Genomic DNA, 14,725 nt, shown 5'->3' with positions numbered 1-14,725 from the left:
GTAGTCCTTGCCAGTGGCTTGGCCTGTTCTGAATCTGCGAGCGGCGTCTATCGCCGGGCGGCCTGTCGCCTGGTTCGCTCGATCCCGTCGTTGATCTCGCCATGGCAGGCTTCAACGGCCAATTCGCGCGAGCGAAACTTGACCGGCCCCTGTACTGCGCGATTGCCCAGATAGATGTTCCAGCACCAAAGCCCCGGCTGGATCTCCTGAACGTCGTACTGAACTGTTCGATGTAGCACTCGGCGCACACCCCATTCCCCGGCGGAAGCATATCACAATTGGAATGGCCTAAATTGAAATTGCGAGGGGCCAGCACCAACTGAGGCGGGCCGCTTAAATACTACCTACTGCCCAACAAAACAGTAGGAGGACCAAAACCACGAATGTTGTAATCGGCCCGGCTATGCCGAACGAGAAAAGGACTCGGTAGAGCCTGTCTTCCATTTTGCTGCAACGCCAATTCTCGCCTGTTGTTCCGCCTGCCCATCCCGACGCTCATCGAAATCGTCGCCGCGCATCTTATTCGCCTGCCAGTGTGCAGTAAATCGCGCGCTTGCGATATGGTGGTGAATGCAGATGTCGGCGCGACGCAGGCGAGCGAAAATTATTCTTCCGATGGGTTCTTGCTAGCTCCGTAGAGGCTCTACATTCCTACTGGATCAGCGTTGCCATCGTGTCGGACAGGGCCGCGAGCTGGACTGCAATACCGGAGCGAGATATCGGGTGATGAGTCCAGATCTCGAGAGGCGTTTCGCGCAAGTGCAGGAACGGCTTTGCGCGATCTACCAACTAGAAAGCGATTAGGTCGCAGCTATTCGCATATCAGCTTTGACGACATCCTGGATGCCTCGACCGCGAATCTGAATTATTCGATCTTTAAATCCACGTTGCTAAGCTGGGCGGTTCCCACGCTGGGAGCCTTCCATGTCTGGCGTTTCGCGCCGCGCGCAACTGATTCTGCTAAAAAACGATTTGCACGTTTTGCGCGGTCGAGCCGAACGGCTGGACTTGCCCGAACTGGTCTCGCTCTTATCGGAAGCGGTAGCGCTTCTTTCCAGTCAACCAGAATTAGAGAAGTCTGAGCGACCGCCCGCTTGACCTTCTCGCCATGGCTCGGCACCTGACCCTGGGCCACGAACCTGAGGCGTGGCGGCCGTCGGCTCTCATGATGAAGCGAGGTTATCTTTCGTCATTTGCTCGATCAGCCCGGTGATTGCGCCTCTTGCAAGCTGGCCAGTGACGACCACTGACATCCGCCGATAGTTTGCAATCTTGAAATCAAGCTCGGTACATTTTTCGCACATGCTCACCGCGAGATCAGGCGGGAGCCTAGAGCTCTCTCAGTCACCGATGATTACCGAGGAACGGGCGATGATGGGGAGACTTTACACCTGTCGCCCGCTTCCAGATACAGGAACGCATGGACGGCTCTTATTTCCGCACAGACACTATTTGGGTGGCTGCAATTCGCCCTTTAACCAGCCTACCGCTTGATCTGTTTTAAGCGGATCAGGTCGATGCAGTCGAAACATTGGAACGTGCGCGGCCCATTGCCGCCCGGCGGCAATGCCAAGATCAGATGAGCCCCACAGTGGGGACAGGATGGTCTTTCGGCTTGACCCATAGCGGCTAAATTCTGCCGCTGGTCGCGGATTTCGTCAATTTCAAACTAAGGCCAATTGTCGGTCGCAAGGCCTAAGCAAAGTTTTCCAAACTTGGTGCATCGCCGTGTCGAAGACGGCGGGGATCCGAGACGATATCGCCCGGCTCCGGTCATCCTGAAAAGTAATTGGGGCAACTATCAAGAACGCACGCCCTCCTCAGGGCGGGCTTTTCGCTGCCTATCCGCATTGGCGTCAGTTGCCGATCGGTACTTCGCAATAAAGTGCTCTAGGACGAAAAGACGTATTGTCGATGTAAGATTGCCTCGAACCCGGTCCCGATCAATTCGCCTAGTGAGGTCTGTCGGCGAGATACGTTTTTCGCTCGCGATCTCTTTCAACGCCTCCCAAAAGGCGTCCTCAAGGCTGATACTCGTCGACGTCCCGTCGGGTCTGGTAAACGACTGCTTTCGTGGTGTTGTGGGCCTCTTCAGCTCCGGCATGTTGAAGTTCCTTCGCGCAAGCAGCAAAAAGCCGCCCTAGGCATGACACCGGACGGGTCTTCGACTCCCCAAGTCGCCCGGTGCCACCGCACCAGCCCAAGCTGGACCCACGTGGTTAACGAATACGAAATTATCGACCTTTTATTCTGCATTCGCGACAAACTGTCTGAAAGTCCTTGTTGGTAGGTGTGTCTCCTGCAAGGAGGCAACGATGGTCCGTACGGCAATTTTCATTGCACTGGTGGCCGTAGCAATTGGCCTGATCTACGAGATTCACGGCTCAAAGAAGCCCAAAAAGCCGGGCTAAAAAAGCCACCGCACCGCGCTCACAGTCCGTTGGCACCACAGCAACTTGGATCTCATCACATCTCCAAGCGAAGCCGATTCAACCTCAGCGGACTCGACTTTTGTTCTTCTTATGTTCTAATTGAGGGTATGACCGATAGACCTGCAAGCTGGCGGATGCCGACGCCCAAACAGATGGAAAAGCTGGCCTCCAAGCCAAGCCGCCCACCTGACCCGCCTATTCCGGCGCCCGGCCCTGCAGACGATCTGCCGGATGCGTACTGGGATTCCATCATCCGGGATCCTCGCGGCCAGATCCGTACCGGCGTTCCAGTTCAACAGCGCCGCCTCTCTGAGATTCCCCGGCACGTTCTGCGCGTGTCCTGCCGTCGCTGTGACCGCATCGTAGAAATCCAGACCATGGACGCTGTGCGTCTCTACGGAGCCCATGCGATCTGGAAAGACGTCGGCATGAAGCTGCTCGACAACGGCTGCAAAGAACGGACAGGACGCCTTGAGGAGGATGGCTGCTGGCCGTCGTTTGAGACGACGTAGCATTTTTGTTTTTGCATTTTTGACCGTCACGCTTGGATGCCCTTATGGCTCCGAAATATCACCCCACGCCCCTATCGGGAGGCGACCGCAAGGCTCTCAATAAAGAGCTGACGAAGGCGCGCGGCGTGACGCTGATGCTTGCACGTCAATCGGAGGAGTTTCGCGCGAAGGGTGAGGCGCTGATCCGGGAAGCCGATAGGCTGTCCTGCGAAAGCTGGAACGAACGCATGTGGGCGGATGGTGAGCCGATCGACCCATCACCGACGGTCGACCAAGCGTTGAACGGTGGTTTCCCTTGGGTCGAAATCGAATGCTCAAGATGTCGGATTAAACGCGACGTAAGCTTGGCTGAACTCCCTCATGTCGACACGACCTGCGTCCACGATCTCGCCACTCGCCTGCGCTGTGAGCGTTGCGCGAAAGCAAAAAAGCGCCCTCTTGCGACGTTGCTGCAGTTGGCACCTGGGCGACGGCACGCTCCGGAAGGGTCGTGATACCCGAACTCACCTGTCATCGCACCAGCGACCGACATGAGACATGGACAATCCGCTATGGCGATGTGGACGTCGGCACCATCGCTCATCAAGACTGGGATCCGAACCCGGAGCGATCTGGCGTCTGGCAATGGTCTTGCGGCTTTTACCCGCTCCATCGCGATCAATGTTTCAGAGGCGTCGCACGGGACTTCGAAACGGCGCGAGCCGCCTTCGATGCCGCTTGGAACGTGTTTCTGCCGAAGCGCACCGAAGCCGAGTTCGAGGCCTCGCGCCGCGAGAAACAGTGGACTGCCAACAAATACGCGCTATGGGATGCCGGCTATACTGAGCAAATCCGGCGCGGCGAGATCCACTGCCGTGCGGCGAGACATTCAACCCACGATTCCACGAACAGACCATGGCCCATATCAGCCACATCACCGGGCGAGCACCGGGCATGTAACGGACAGGAATGCTGTATGTGCAATCTCTATTCGATGACAAAGAACCAGGATGCCATCCGCCGGCTGTTCAATTTCGACGTCGACAGCACCGGCAACCTCCCGTCTATGCCAGGCATCTTCCCGGACTACCCGGCACCGATCGTACGCAACCATGAGAGTGGCACGGAACTGACGCTGGCGCGCTGGGGGATGCCGTCCTCACAGTTCGCCCAAATGCAGGCCACCAAAAAGCGAGCAGCGAAACTCGAGGAAAAGGGCAAGCCGGTCGACTTCAAGGAACTGCTGCGAATGGAGCCCGACAGTGGCACGACGAACATTCGCAATCTCGACAGCAAGCACTGGAAACGATGGCTCGGGGTCGATTCCCGATGCCTTGTGCCATTCACATCCTTCAGCGAGTTCAACAAAGCTGAGGGCGGTGACATTTGGTTTGCGTTCGACGAGGCCCGGCCTCTGGCGTTCTTCGCGGGAATCTGGACGAACTGGACGTCGGTTCGGAAGGTCAAAGAAGGTGAGACGACCAACGATCTCTTTGCCTTTCTGACCACCGAGCCCAACGCCGAAGTCGGCGCAATTCACCCAAAAGCCATGCCTGTCATCCTGACGACGCCAGAAGATCTGCAAGCCTGGATGACGGCTCCCGCCGACGAGGCGATGAAGCTGCAGCGTCCTCTACCGGATGGCGCGCTTAAAATCATCGACCGCGGCAAAAAGAGAGACGAAGCCCCTATCCTATGAGCAAGCCGTTCGAGAAGCACATCAAAGACCGCCCCTTTGCCAAGCCTGAAGCCGCAGCAGCCAGACTGCTTGAGATCGCCAAAACGCTCCGGATCGACGAAGGCCGCATACCGATCGGGGAATGGAATTCGACCTTCATATGGAAAGACAAGGCGAGCGTCGCGGAATACACGCTTGGTCGAGACAAGCTCATAGCCGACGGCATTATCAAAATGCACGAGTGCGGCGGGTTCTTCATGTGGAAAGACCAAACGCCCGAAGGTGAACTTCCCGGCACAGATCAACCGCAGGACGCCTAGCTTACTCTCGCTGTGCTTTGAAAGCCTGGTCGGACGGCGCGCGGCTGCCAGAGTTGCGCACGATCAGCGCCCCTCCGAGCACCAAAAGAAGAAATACGGCAGCTACTACATATGGCCTTTGCCGCATAGGACATCCTGACCGCAGTTAATTCGGCTTCGCGGGCAATTTGCCAAGATCCTTTTCGGTCATAGGCGCATCGGCGGGTTTAACTTGTCCCGCCTCCTGCTCCCTTGCAGTCTGCGCGTGCTGCATATTCATGCCAACAAATGTCACGATGATTATCAGTGCGACGATCACCGCAGCGATGACGGCGAACTTTCCGGCTCCGCGCGGTGGCGGCGTTGGCTGACCTGTGGGCATCAAGCTCTTTCGTTTGGAATAAAGATCGAACACTTCCGCTCGCACGATGTTCCGCGTATCCGTGCTGCGTTACGCCGCAGGGCTGATCACTGGTTGCGGAACGACACCGGCCGCCAATCATTGAGGCCCTGGAAAAGGAGCTCTCATGGCAAACGATATGCATACCGATGGCCGAGACCTGCGCAGCGGCACCTACGATCCGATTTCTCCTGCGGGGAAGCAGCAACCTCATCAAGTGAAAGACGCCCCCACGGCCCATGAGGCCGCTCAGCACGGTGCTGATGTAAGAAGCCAGCCGCTACCGGGCACTGACGATCCCATCCCGGAAGGGCTGCTTCGCGAGCGCAAAGGGCCGCTCAACTCACACACTGGTCGCCGGCCCGCAGATTGATGAGGAACTTATGAAGTTTTTCAAACCGAATGACGATGGGAATGAACCTGCCCCGTTGATACTGATCGGAATAGCCTTAATTCCCCTACTCGGTGTGCTGGGATGGGTATTTGGGCTGTTTGGATGAGCCCGGTCCAAGCCTGAGCATTATTGTCCAGCGCTTGATCGCATCTGCTTATAGTGATTTAGGGCAAAAATTCGCATAGCCGACGACAGATTGGCTCTGTCGCGGCCCTCAGCGATAAAGTTGATTAGATCCGTCAGTCGCTGTTCGCGTTCTTCAGCGATTTCCTTGATCGAATCCCAGAATTCATCCTCCAGACTTACGCTTGTCTTGTGTCCGCCAATCATGACCGACCGCTTACGGATTGCGGCTGCAGAGCTGTGAGGGCTCGCCACCTACTTTTTCTCCCGTCTAACCCCCTTAAACTTCTTAGCCACTGTCGTCTTCGTAGCGGTCTTCTTTTTCGCGGCGGCGGCTTTCTTCGGGGCAGCTTTCTTGGCCTTCTTAATGGCCATGAACTCACCGGACGTCTTGTCCCGCTTCGTCCAGGTCGATGCCCCGCCCATGGTTGTCTTGGTCTGACTCCGCTTTTTCACGGCGCCTTTGCGGGCATTGTCGCCCGTCGGTTTGTTGGTAGCCATCGTTAGTCTCCCGAGCACCGCGATACCGCGGCAGACTGAAAACGAGAATTCGATCAACAAGTTCCCGACAGCTTCGGAACGAATCACTAGCGCCCAGCTTGAATCCGCCGTCAGTTGCGTTGGAGTTCCAGTATGCGTCAGTCCCGTTGGACACCCTCTATTGTGCCGAACCTCGGCGATCAAAACGTCTATCTCGTTCTGGACTGCTTCGAGCGATCGGGATGTGCGTGGCGCGAGACCGACGCCTGGGAAACCGACTTAGAGACCGTCATCAAAGACCTGATGGCTGGCCAGTATAATGATCCGCAGCGAGTCATCGCCTTCAATACCTTCGAGCATTGGGCGGACGACGTGTCCGAAGACGTAGCCCGGGAGATCAGGCGCCGAGCTGATCTGCGCCATGAAGACCTAAGCTCGTCCATCGAGCATTTCGTGATCCGCGCCAACTCGCGCTGAGGCTGGTCTGATGCCCTGGTCGACACCTTTCCCCTCCCCGATTGTCCTGCCGGATGGCGGCGAGCTAATCACGCTTCGAGATGCTGGTGCGTATATCACCAACCTTCCAAAATCTCAGCACGACAGCGCGCCGTGGCAGAATGCAATGCACGTTCTGATCCAGGCCGCGGATCACGGCGGGCCGATCGAGTTCGCGCGCCTTGGCATGATGCAGGCGCTCTATCCCAAAGGCACGCCTGTCTATCATGCTGTCGATAAAGACCCTAAGTGGCGCAAGCGCGCCAAACTGGTGAGGGATCGGTGAGAGATGAAATCGGCCCGTTTCAAGTTTGGAGAATTTTGCTTGCTCTTGCTCTGACGGCGGGCGTGATCGGAGCGGCTTACCTAACCTTCGCTTTCATGATTGGAGTCATGAAATGAGAGACATCGACATCATCATGAAGGCGATGCACGACGCTCAGGCACTGCTGGGCACATACATCGAGCCCGGACCACGCGATCCAGAGGCTGTCTTGCAGAGCATGCTAGAGATAGTGGACCGGGAAGACGTGATCGCTGCACAGGACCGGTTGAGTAAAGGGTATGGACGCCTGAAAGTTGTACAATAACCTGGACGCCAAGGGAGATGCGCTCAATAAAAAAGGGTCAATCGCTGGCGGGCAAGTTCACAAAGACAAACAGGTCCGGGTCTGATCGTTGTCGGCCAAAGCCTCAAAGTCTGCCGTGACGGTCTCCGCATCAACGGACGCAGGCAAATCGTCGAGCGGGCGCAGCGTCGGCCTTAGCGATAAATTACTGACCTCAGCGAGGACGGATTCAGCTTCAGCGCGCGACGCGAATTTTAGAACCGGCTCTCCCAATGCAAGAACCGTAAATTCTCTGCCAATTTGTTTCACCGAATACTCACTCATCAATAGCTTAATACCTAAGCTATTCTCGGGTTCCTTCGCAAATGGCGAGATGTGCTGCATCGCAAATAAGTCGTTAACAGAGCTGACGATACCGCTTCGCTTTTTATTTAAGTATCACCAGACGATGCGGAAGCCGCCAGTGCCCTTGTAGCTGTGGTTCGCCGCCGTGTCCTCAAGGCTCGCGCTATAGGAGACCTCGCCGAACACAGCGTAGCGGCCATCATCGCTGAAGACGCACGCAGTGGTGGCGGTACGCATCAACAAAAAATGGATCGGGCGAAATCTGCCGTTTCTGGCTGCGATTGCCGATCTGAGCGCCGTTCTTAGACAGAAGACGCAGGGTTGAAAGACACGATAAGGCCCGCGGCCGTAGCACGGTCGCGGGCTTGGCGCATTATCACTGATCCGCCGCCTATCAACCTGGACGCAGCCGCTCTCAAATCGACCGCAGATCGCGCGGCAGCTCGAACATAGACGGATCATTTCCCAGACCCATCCGACGCCCTTCGATGAGGCGATCGGCGAGAAGATTCGCCATAGTCCGTCTCGGAACCCAACTGCCGTCGGCATCTCACGTTTATGTGTCAAAGAAGGGCCGTCACCTCCATTGAATTACGTTCGTAATTTAATATTATGACCGTAATGGCATGAGCGGCTGCCCATTGGGGCGACGACCTGCCGCAATCAGCATTTTGCGAGGATATATGAACGACACCCCCGCCCTTTCAGGCATTCCGCAAGAGACCATGGATCTATCCTCGCTCGGGGTAGCAGCCGCGGCAGCGGCGATCCGTAACGGCGATATCACATCGGAAGCCTACACTGCGGCCCTCCTGCAGCGCGCCCGCGCGCTCGCCGAGCTCAATGCCTTCATCACCATCGATGAGGCTGCCGTGCTGGCGGCAGCGAGGGATGCGGACAAAGCTCGTGCGGCCGGATCGACGGCGTTGCTACTGGGCGTGCCCCTGGGGGTGAAGGACAGTTATTTGACTAAAGGGCTGCCTACGAGCTTGGGTCTCGATAGTCTTGCTCACTTCATTCCGCAGGAAGATGCCGACGCGGTCCGTGCAATCAAGGACGCGGGTGCCCTCGTCTTCGGCAAGAACAACCTAGTGGAGATGTCCTACGGGCTGACCGGCCACAATGAGCGTTACGGTCAAGTGAAGAACCCGCACGCCCGCGATCGCGTAACAGGCGGCTCTTCGAGCGGCTCTGCCGCATCCGTGGCCGCAGGGATTGTACCCGCCTCCTTGGGCGGGGATACGGTCGGCTCGATCCGGATACCCGCATCGTTTTGTGGCGTGGTGGGATTCAAGCCAACCACCGGACGTTGGCCGCGAAACGGCGTTGCGCCGATCTCCCATACGCTAGACACGACAGGCACATTCGCCAGGAGTGTCGAGGACTGCATTTTGGTGGATCAGGTCGTGACTGGTGAACAGACTTCGGAGTTCTCCAACATTGGCCACAGCCTGAAGGGAGCCCGACTGGCCTTCGCGCCGCGGCAGTTTCTGGATTTGGTGGATCCGGAAGTAGAAGCTGATTTCCGCGAGGTGGTTCGACAGCTACGAGCTGCCGGTGCCGAGGTCGTCGAGGTCGACCTTGGCGAGGATTTCAATGCCCTGATCCAAACCGCGACGTGGGGCATATTCGCTCACGAGACGATGGGCGCAATTTCGGAATTCCTTCGGCGCCACGACATTCCGACCACGTTCGAAGCGATCTACGAGAGTCTCAAGCCCCAGCTTCGGCAGGCGTGGGGGCACATCGTCCTACCGGGCGGCGCGGGTGCCACCTCGGTAGAGGCCTATCAGACGGCACTCCGCGTCGGCCGGCCGGAAATCCAGCGCCGCTTGAACACCGCGTTTGTCTCTCATGGAGCGCTGGCCATTCTGCAGCCGACTACGCCCTGCACGGCGCCTTTGATCGAGGAGCAGGCCACCGTCCATATCGCGGGGCAGGAAGTCAGCTACCTCGCCTTGGCGAACCACACCGTGTCGGCGAGCAGCGTGGGGCTGCCGGGTATCAGCCTTCCTGCGGGTCTGTCTCACGTGGGCCTTCCGATCGGCCTTGAGCTGGACGCCCCGTTAGGAAGCGACCGAGCGCTTTTGGACGTTGCGCGCCGGATCGAGGGCGTCTTGGGCGCCACGTCGAGAGCGATCTAACGCCGTGGCCCCCTTCGCATGGCGAAGGGGCCACAAACACGACAACCGATAAAGGATCAACGGATGACCAATGCACTGTACTCCACGCGAGCCATTACGGTCGAACACGTGACCATTAGCTCAAAAAAGCCTTTCGAGGAGGTTCAGGCCAAGCTGGCGACCTTGGCCCCCCGCATCGACGACGGGATCTTCACTCTCCTACGATACGGTGAAAGCTCGCGCGCGCTTCGAGAGTTGGAGGCAAGTCCGCCACTCACCATTTTCGGCCAGCGTGACCATGGGGCACTCCTGGCAATTGCTGGGCAGACGAGCCGATCAATCCAGTACGATATCGGGAATCCGCTCACCGCATCTAAGATGACCCGCCACCAGTTGTCAGCTGGGCTCTATGCGCCGATCCGCGTTCTGCTGCGCGAGGACGGCGGTGTTGGGTTTGAGTATGATCGGCCAGCATCGATTTTTGGCCAGTTTGGCAACGATGACGTCAATGCCGTGGCCCAGCAACTTGATCGCGATCTCCAAGCTTTGTTGGAAGCGGCTGCAGCGTAAAGGCTGCGGGTATTAGTGGAGTAGAAAGAAGATGCGTTTCGAGAAAGGTCATAAGGCAGCGACGCGACGGCACATCGTCGATGTGGCGTCGAAGTGCGTGCGCCGAGACGGCATTTCCGCCGCCGGGATCGCCGGGATCATGGGCGAAGCCGGCTTGACCAAAGGGGCATTCTCTCCGCATTTCGAGTCCAAGGAAGCGCTCGTCCGCGAGGCGATAGCGAGCGCGCTCGGCGACCAGCAACATCGCCTCGATGAAGATCAGCGGAAAGGGCTAGACCTCGAGAGAGCGATCCGGAGATACCTCAACCGCGCTCACCTCGAAGACAAGTCGGCCGGTTGCCCTTCGGCGGCGTTGCTCCCGGAAATCGCCCGCCAGCCCCTGTCTACTCGGCAAGACTACGAGAAAGCGCTGCAACGCTACGTGTCCACTCTCGCCGCATTGCTTCCTGACGCCGATTCTGCAGCGAGCCGCCGCCGCGCGACCGCCATCTTCGGCCTCATGGTGGGCACCCTCCAGTTCGCTCGGGCCGTGCCCGACACTCTCCAGGCGGAGCAGATCTTGGAGGGCGGCGTTGAGGCCGCGCTGCACTTGGCACGAGTTTGATTTTATCGATGATCCGCCGACAAACGGTTGAAAAATGCATGCGCAGCATCATCTCGCTAGTATTCCCTACGCGACGCTTTCAGAGCGCCTATAGCCCGTCTCAGTTGGCTTCAGCGCAACTGGTGCTTGGGATCAATCAGACGAGATTCTGATCACCAGCAAAAAGCCGCCCGGCATGACACCGGACCGCTCTTCGATGCGGCTGCCGGTCCCCAAGTCGCCCCGGTGCCACCGCACGGACTAAGGCTGCTCTCGCATGGTAAGCGAAATGTTAATACCTACTTGCCGGCTCCGACGTTGCCGCCCTTGATGTTGCCGAGGGAGTTGTCGCCCTGCCCTGAATTGCCGTTGTTGCCTTTCAGAGCAGCATTGCTACCTGCCGATGGACGCTGGGTTCTGGGTGCAGACAGCATTTCAGCGGGGTCCTTGCATTGCGACGTGTGGCGCGGTCCAGCTATTGAGCTTCTTGGCCGGAATATGCTTTGCGTTAAGCCAGTGAACGGCTGGTGGCGCAACCGCGCTTCAGCGGACGTCTGCAATCAGCAAACACGGTATTCGCTAATCGTTTCACTCAAGACGAAGAATGTCGAACTCGACATTCACACGCCCATCAGTTCGGCGGCGGTGAAGGTGCCGGTCGAAGTCGAGACGGAAATCTAACGAGCATTAGTTCAAGCATCTATCTGCTGCTGGACGCGCGAGTCGACAACCGCCGTCGCAGGTTTGCCTGCCGGGCGCACGCTGGAGAAGCTCGGCATCCCGCGGCGCGGCACTTGCCGGTAATGGCGGTAATGACGAATATTCCATCCACGATAGCTGCAACCTCCTCAGTTTGGACACGGCTGCCCAGCGGCTCCCCACATTGCCATGTCTTTGACATGCTGTTCAAAAGTACCCGGCGGAGTTGCACGGCCTGCGCCGGGTTGCCATGCCCGCGGTATGAACCCGCTCAACGACTCGTCGTGCCGCAAGTGCGCGAGGAGCGCGACTGCATCGCGACCGCCGTTGCGCTTGGGATTCTTGAGCTGTGCGCAAATTTCGGCGCCGCTCTTGCCGTACCAGATGAAATCGACGGGAGCCAACTGCCAGTCGATGCCTGCCCGCAATGGCGCCGGGGCGAGATCATTCGGCTGGGTCGAGGTCATGTGACAGGTAGAACAGCGAAGCCCTTCAGCACCGATGCGGCTCATGCCGGCGTGGATGTTCATGCCATGCACCCGGTCTTTACCTTCGCCGGACGGAGACCATACCGGGATCGCCTTGGCATCGACATGACAGTTGGCGCAGCGCGGATGTGTTACGACCGCTTCAATCCGCTTCCAGGCTTTCAGCCCTTCAGCGCGACTGACACTTCCAGGTGGTAGCGCGTCTTTCGCCGGCCCCTTGGCCGCAACCAGTCCGGTAATCATAGCGATCGATGAAACGGCGACGGCGAGTGCGATAGCAGCTTTTCTCATGACCACCCTCACACAAAATCGATATATTTGTTGAAGGGCATTTCGCGGATTCGTTGCCCAGTCGCTGCGAATATCGCGTTAGCCAGCGCCGGCGCTGCCGGCGGCACCGGAGGCTCCCCGACCCCTCGGACCTTTGGATCGTTCTCAAGCCCGCGAACTTCGATCACCGGGCATTGATAGAGGCGCATGGCCTCGTGGTGGTTGAAGTTGGTCTGCTGGACCGCGCCTTTTGCGTAAGTGAGTTCGCAATTGATAGCGTGGCCGAGCCCCCACACCACGCCTCCCTGGACCTGGTTCTCAAAATTGACGGGATCGATGACCTTGCCGACATCGACGGCGACCCAGACCTTGTCGATCCGGATGCCACTTCTGGTCATCGTCACTTCAACAACTTCAGCCGTGGGTGTTCCGAATGACTCGACGAATGCGACACCCCGGCCTCTTCCGTTACCCAGAGGCCCCTTCCAATCTGACATCTCCCCGACCGTCTCCAGCACCTTTCTGTAGGTGGGAACCGTGCACATCTCGATACGTGCGCGCAGAGGATCCAGACCAGCCGCATGGATCAACTCATCAATAAAACTCTCGGTAAAGAAGCCGGCTGTCGAGGCTCCGACAGACCGCCATGTCGTACTCGGCGACAGTCCCTGCGCTTCGTAGCTGGTAGAGCGGAAATTCGGGATGTTGTAATAGACATTCCACAAGCACGCCCCCAACTGGCCGTCGGGATCCTTCGACGGAGCTCCCATGCGCTCGAGCAAACCTTTGAAAGGTGCGGTCGAGGCGGATTTAAGCTCAGCAGCAACGATCTTTCCCTTCTCGACAACACCCGAATGTCGGGCGAGGGAAATCTGGCGCGGAATATCCTGGAGAAAATCCTCTTCACGCGAAAAGACGAGCTTGACCGGCGTGCCTCGCATCTGATTGGCGATCTCGGCGAGTACACCGATATTCTCGAATTCAAGTCGATGACCGAAACTTCCGCCAGTCCATTGATTGTGAAATGCGACCTGTTCAGGCTTGAGACCGATGGCTGCGGCCGCAATGGATTGCACGGCTTGTGGGCTCTGATGACCAACCCAGATCTCCATCCCGTTGTCTGTAACGATGGCGACGCCATTGAGAGGCTCTAAGGGCTGATGCGCCACATAGGGCGCACGATATTCTGCCTCGATGACCTTTCCCGACTTGAACGCTGCATCCACATTGCCGATATTGCGCCACTCCTTGCCTAGGAACTCTGGCTTGAAGGACTCTTCCAAAACCTTCCAATGGCCTGCCTGTTCGGCAGGATACTTCGAAGGCGCCCACTTGCATTCAATTGCTGCAACTGCCCTCATTGCGTACCAGCTATTCGTTGCAACTACGGCAACGCCATTTTTAAGCCTCAGGATCTTCTTCACGCCTGGCATGGCGCGCGCCTTGCGACCATCGTATGAGAGCAGTGGCTGCCCTTTGTTTGGATTCAGCTTGACCGAGGCGTACATCATTCCGTCGATACTGAGATCGATGCCGAATTTCAGTTCGCCCAACGCTTTCGATCGAACATCGAGGCGCATCATCTGCTTCCCCAGAATTCGCCAGTTCGACGGGTCGCGTGGCTTGGCGTCGAGAACAGGCGGAATCTTCGCGGCCTCGGCCGACAATTCAACGTAGGGAATTCGCGTTCCGTCTGGCAGGATCACGTGACCGGATTGGGTGCGGATGTCAGCGGCAGAGACGCCTGAGCGTTTGGCCGCAGCAGCCTTCAAGGTTTCACGCGCGACAGCACCGGCGACACGCAGCTTCTCATAGGTGTCCGGGATCGTGCTCGACCCACCCGTCATCTGCAAGCCGGACTTTCTGAGAGTTTCGAACACGGCTGCGCGCGCCTGTTCAGCAGCTGGGCTTTGATCGGCCGCCACGAAGGGCGCCAACTCCTCCGCAAAGCCAGTATTGAAGTATGCGGGGCTCGGGCTTGCAAATCGAACTTCGAACTGGCCGATATCAAGATCCATCTCTTCAGCGATCATGATCGGCTGAACGGATCCGACACCCTGCCCGATATCGGCGTGTTGCGCGACGAGCGTGATCTTCTCCGGGCTGATTTCGACCCATGGATTGAAAGAGACGGAGTTCGGCCCGAGGCCCACAGCTAACGGATTTACGTCACCGGCTCGGAAGGCTTCCGAAGCATTGCCGTAAGTCCCGAATGCGATGCCTCCGGCCGTTGCGGCAGCGCCAACAATGAAGGCGCGGCGAGATAAGTTCCGATGCGCGCCCATC

Annotated in this window: 20 protein-coding genes; 11 read left to right on the top strand and 9 right to left on the bottom strand. The window is 57.9% G+C overall.

The features are described from left to right. Positions 1-1,801: 1,801 nt before the first annotated feature. Positions 1,802-2,104, bottom strand: coding sequence for a ribbon-helix-helix domain-containing protein (locus AB8B20_RS02890; RefSeq protein ID WP_439068321.1), 303 nt, complete (start codon positions 2,102-2,104; stop codon positions 1,802-1,804). Between the two features lie 462 nt (positions 2,105-2,566). Between AB8B20_RS02890 and AB8B20_RS02885 the strand changes: the two genes are divergently transcribed. The 4 genes from AB8B20_RS02885 (at position 2,567) to AB8B20_RS02870 (ending at position 4,921) form a co-directional block, all read left to right on the top strand. Continuing rightward, positions 2,567-2,944 carry a hypothetical protein gene (locus tag AB8B20_RS02885; protein ID WP_439071620.1) on the top strand — a complete coding sequence of 126 codons (378 nt, stop codon included), beginning with the start codon at positions 2,567-2,569 and terminating at the stop codon, positions 2,942-2,944. A gap of 44 nt (positions 2,945-2,988) precedes the next feature. Beyond that, complete coding sequence (locus tag AB8B20_RS02880; RefSeq protein ID WP_439068319.1) at positions 2,989-3,438, top strand: hypothetical protein; 450 nt, start codon at positions 2,989-2,991, stop codon at positions 3,436-3,438. A gap of 461 nt (positions 3,439-3,899) precedes the next feature. Then, a complete protein-coding gene (locus AB8B20_RS02875; RefSeq protein WP_439068989.1) occupies positions 3,900-4,622 on the top strand; it encodes an SOS response-associated peptidase in 723 nt (240 codons plus the stop codon). Next, a complete protein-coding gene (locus tag AB8B20_RS02870; RefSeq protein WP_439071619.1) occupies positions 4,619-4,921 on the top strand; it encodes a hypothetical protein in 303 nt (100 codons plus the stop codon). Before AB8B20_RS02875 ends, AB8B20_RS02870 begins: the two co-directional genes overlap by 4 nt. A gap of 145 nt (positions 4,922-5,066) precedes the next feature. On the opposite strand, the gene AB8B20_RS02865 is transcribed toward AB8B20_RS02870, so the two are convergent. Then, entirely contained in the window at positions 5,067-5,315 is a 249-nt protein-coding gene (locus AB8B20_RS02865; protein WP_439068317.1) for a hypothetical protein, read from the bottom strand. A gap of 112 nt (positions 5,316-5,427) precedes the next feature. Here AB8B20_RS02865 and AB8B20_RS02860 point away from each other — a divergent pair, with 112 nt between their 5' ends. After that, the gene (locus tag AB8B20_RS02860) at positions 5,428-5,673 is read left to right on the top strand and encodes a hypothetical protein (RefSeq protein ID WP_439071618.1); all 246 of its coding nucleotides are present in this window, start codon (positions 5,428-5,430) and stop codon (positions 5,671-5,673) included. A gap of 147 nt (positions 5,674-5,820) precedes the next feature. On the opposite strand, the gene AB8B20_RS02855 is transcribed toward AB8B20_RS02860, so the two are convergent. Then, a complete protein-coding gene (locus AB8B20_RS02855; RefSeq protein ID WP_439068316.1) occupies positions 5,821-6,072 on the bottom strand; it encodes a ribbon-helix-helix domain-containing protein in 252 nt (83 codons plus the stop codon). Continuing rightward, positions 6,073-6,318, bottom strand: coding sequence for a hypothetical protein (locus AB8B20_RS02850; RefSeq protein ID WP_439068315.1), 246 nt, complete (start codon positions 6,316-6,318; stop codon positions 6,073-6,075). Positions 6,319-6,450: 132 nt separating this feature from the next. On the opposite strand from AB8B20_RS02850, the gene AB8B20_RS02845 reads away from it, so the two are divergent. From AB8B20_RS02845 to AB8B20_RS02835, 3 genes are all read left to right on the top strand, one after another. After that, positions 6,451-6,774 (top strand): hypothetical protein, encoded by a 324-nt coding sequence (locus AB8B20_RS02845; protein WP_439071617.1) that lies wholly within the window; start codon positions 6,451-6,453, stop codon positions 6,772-6,774. Positions 6,775-6,784: 10 nt separating this feature from the next. Beyond that, complete coding sequence (locus AB8B20_RS02840) at positions 6,785-7,078, top strand: hypothetical protein (RefSeq protein ID WP_439071616.1); 294 nt, start codon at positions 6,785-6,787, stop codon at positions 7,076-7,078. A 112-nt stretch (positions 7,079-7,190) separates the two neighbouring features. Then, positions 7,191-7,382: a hypothetical protein gene (locus tag AB8B20_RS02835; protein WP_439071615.1), complete on the top strand. Its 192-nt coding sequence runs from the start codon at positions 7,191-7,193 to the stop codon at positions 7,380-7,382. 57 nt (positions 7,383-7,439) lie between these two features. Here the strand turns inward: AB8B20_RS02835 and AB8B20_RS02830 are convergent, their stop codons facing one another. Together AB8B20_RS02830 and AB8B20_RS02825 are read right to left on the bottom strand one after the other, a co-directional pair. Beyond that, complete coding sequence (locus AB8B20_RS02830) at positions 7,440-7,745, bottom strand: hypothetical protein (protein WP_439068311.1); 306 nt, start codon at positions 7,743-7,745, stop codon at positions 7,440-7,442. A gap of 54 nt (positions 7,746-7,799) precedes the next feature. Next, positions 7,800-7,949: a hypothetical protein gene (locus AB8B20_RS02825; protein ID WP_439071614.1), complete on the bottom strand. Its 150-nt coding sequence runs from the start codon at positions 7,947-7,949 to the stop codon at positions 7,800-7,802. A gap of 440 nt (positions 7,950-8,389) precedes the next feature. Between AB8B20_RS02825 and AB8B20_RS02820 the strand changes: the two genes are divergently transcribed. The 3 genes from AB8B20_RS02820 (at position 8,390) to AB8B20_RS02810 (ending at position 11,003) form a co-directional block, all read left to right on the top strand. Beyond that, positions 8,390-9,850 carry an amidase family protein gene (locus AB8B20_RS02820; RefSeq protein WP_439071613.1) on the top strand — a complete coding sequence of 487 codons (1,461 nt, stop codon included), beginning with the start codon at positions 8,390-8,392 and terminating at the stop codon, positions 9,848-9,850. 63 nt (positions 9,851-9,913) lie between these two features. Next, on the top strand, positions 9,914-10,399 hold the full coding sequence (locus AB8B20_RS02815; protein WP_439071612.1) for a DUF302 domain-containing protein: 486 nt from the start codon (positions 9,914-9,916) through the stop codon (positions 10,397-10,399). A gap of 31 nt (positions 10,400-10,430) precedes the next feature. Then, on the top strand, positions 10,431-11,003 hold the full coding sequence (locus AB8B20_RS02810; RefSeq protein WP_439071611.1) for a TetR/AcrR family transcriptional regulator: 573 nt from the start codon (positions 10,431-10,433) through the stop codon (positions 11,001-11,003). Positions 11,004-11,281: 278 nt separating this feature from the next. On the opposite strand, the gene AB8B20_RS02805 is transcribed toward AB8B20_RS02810, so the two are convergent. The 3 genes from AB8B20_RS02805 to AB8B20_RS02795 form a co-directional block, all read right to left on the bottom strand. Then, complete coding sequence (locus AB8B20_RS02805; RefSeq protein ID WP_439071610.1) at positions 11,282-11,416, bottom strand: hypothetical protein; 135 nt, start codon at positions 11,414-11,416, stop codon at positions 11,282-11,284. A 414-nt stretch (positions 11,417-11,830) separates the two neighbouring features. Further along, complete coding sequence (locus tag AB8B20_RS02800; protein ID WP_439071609.1) at positions 11,831-12,460, bottom strand: hypothetical protein; 630 nt, start codon at positions 12,458-12,460, stop codon at positions 11,831-11,833. Positions 12,461-12,468: 8 nt separating this feature from the next. After that, positions 12,469-14,724 carry a xanthine dehydrogenase family protein molybdopterin-binding subunit gene (locus tag AB8B20_RS02795; protein ID WP_439071608.1) on the bottom strand — a complete coding sequence of 752 codons (2,256 nt, stop codon included), beginning with the start codon at positions 14,722-14,724 and terminating at the stop codon, positions 12,469-12,471. Position 14,725 lies beyond the last annotated feature (1 nt).

This window comes from Tardiphaga sp. 866_E4_N1_4 (genome assembly GCF_052076075.1).
Taxonomy (GTDB): domain Bacteria; phylum Pseudomonadota; class Alphaproteobacteria; order Rhizobiales; family Xanthobacteraceae; genus Tardiphaga; species Tardiphaga robiniae.
The sequence above is the reverse complement of the archived record's forward strand: the minus strand, read 5'-3'. Positions and strand labels throughout refer to the sequence as shown.

Excerpts from the sequence above, each read along its gene's own strand:
- AB8B20_RS02845 (WP_439071617.1), top strand. The coding sequence starts at position 6,451 with ATGCGTCAGTCCCGTTGGACACCCTCTATTGTGCCGAACCTCGGCGAT.
- AB8B20_RS02830 (WP_439068311.1), bottom strand. The coding sequence starts at position 7,745 with ATGCAGCACATCTCGCCATTTGCGAAGGAACCCGAGAATAGCTTAGGT.
- AB8B20_RS02820 (WP_439071613.1), top strand. The coding sequence starts at position 8,390 with ATGAACGACACCCCCGCCCTTTCAGGCATTCCGCAAGAGACCATGGAT.
- AB8B20_RS02875 (WP_439068989.1), top strand. The coding sequence starts at position 3,900 with ATGTGCAATCTCTATTCGATGACAAAGAACCAGGATGCCATCCGCCGG.
- AB8B20_RS02810 (WP_439071611.1), top strand. The coding sequence starts at position 10,431 with ATGCGTTTCGAGAAAGGTCATAAGGCAGCGACGCGACGGCACATCGTC.
- AB8B20_RS02800 (WP_439071609.1), bottom strand. The coding sequence starts at position 12,460 with ATGAGAAAAGCTGCTATCGCACTCGCCGTCGCCGTTTCATCGATCGCT.
- AB8B20_RS02860 (WP_439071618.1), top strand. The coding sequence starts at position 5,428 with ATGGCAAACGATATGCATACCGATGGCCGAGACCTGCGCAGCGGCACC.
- AB8B20_RS02815 (WP_439071612.1), top strand. The coding sequence starts at position 9,914 with ATGACCAATGCACTGTACTCCACGCGAGCCATTACGGTCGAACACGTG.
- AB8B20_RS02795 (WP_439071608.1), bottom strand. The coding sequence starts at position 14,724 with ATGGGCGCGCATCGGAACTTATCTCGCCGCGCCTTCATTGTTGGCGCT.
- AB8B20_RS02885 (WP_439071620.1), top strand. The coding sequence starts at position 2,567 with ATGCCGACGCCCAAACAGATGGAAAAGCTGGCCTCCAAGCCAAGCCGC.
- AB8B20_RS02850 (WP_439068315.1), bottom strand. The coding sequence starts at position 6,318 with ATGGCTACCAACAAACCGACGGGCGACAATGCCCGCAAAGGCGCCGTG.
- AB8B20_RS02880 (WP_439068319.1), top strand. The coding sequence starts at position 2,989 with ATGGCTCCGAAATATCACCCCACGCCCCTATCGGGAGGCGACCGCAAG.
- AB8B20_RS02870 (WP_439071619.1), top strand. The coding sequence starts at position 4,619 with ATGAGCAAGCCGTTCGAGAAGCACATCAAAGACCGCCCCTTTGCCAAG.
- AB8B20_RS02890 (WP_439068321.1), bottom strand. The coding sequence starts at position 2,104 with ATGCCGGAGCTGAAGAGGCCCACAACACCACGAAAGCAGTCGTTTACC.
- AB8B20_RS02805 (WP_439071610.1), bottom strand. The coding sequence starts at position 11,416 with ATGCTGTCTGCACCCAGAACCCAGCGTCCATCGGCAGGTAGCAATGCT.
- AB8B20_RS02835 (WP_439071615.1), top strand. The coding sequence starts at position 7,191 with ATGAGAGACATCGACATCATCATGAAGGCGATGCACGACGCTCAGGCA.
- AB8B20_RS02840 (WP_439071616.1), top strand. The coding sequence starts at position 6,785 with ATGCCCTGGTCGACACCTTTCCCCTCCCCGATTGTCCTGCCGGATGGC.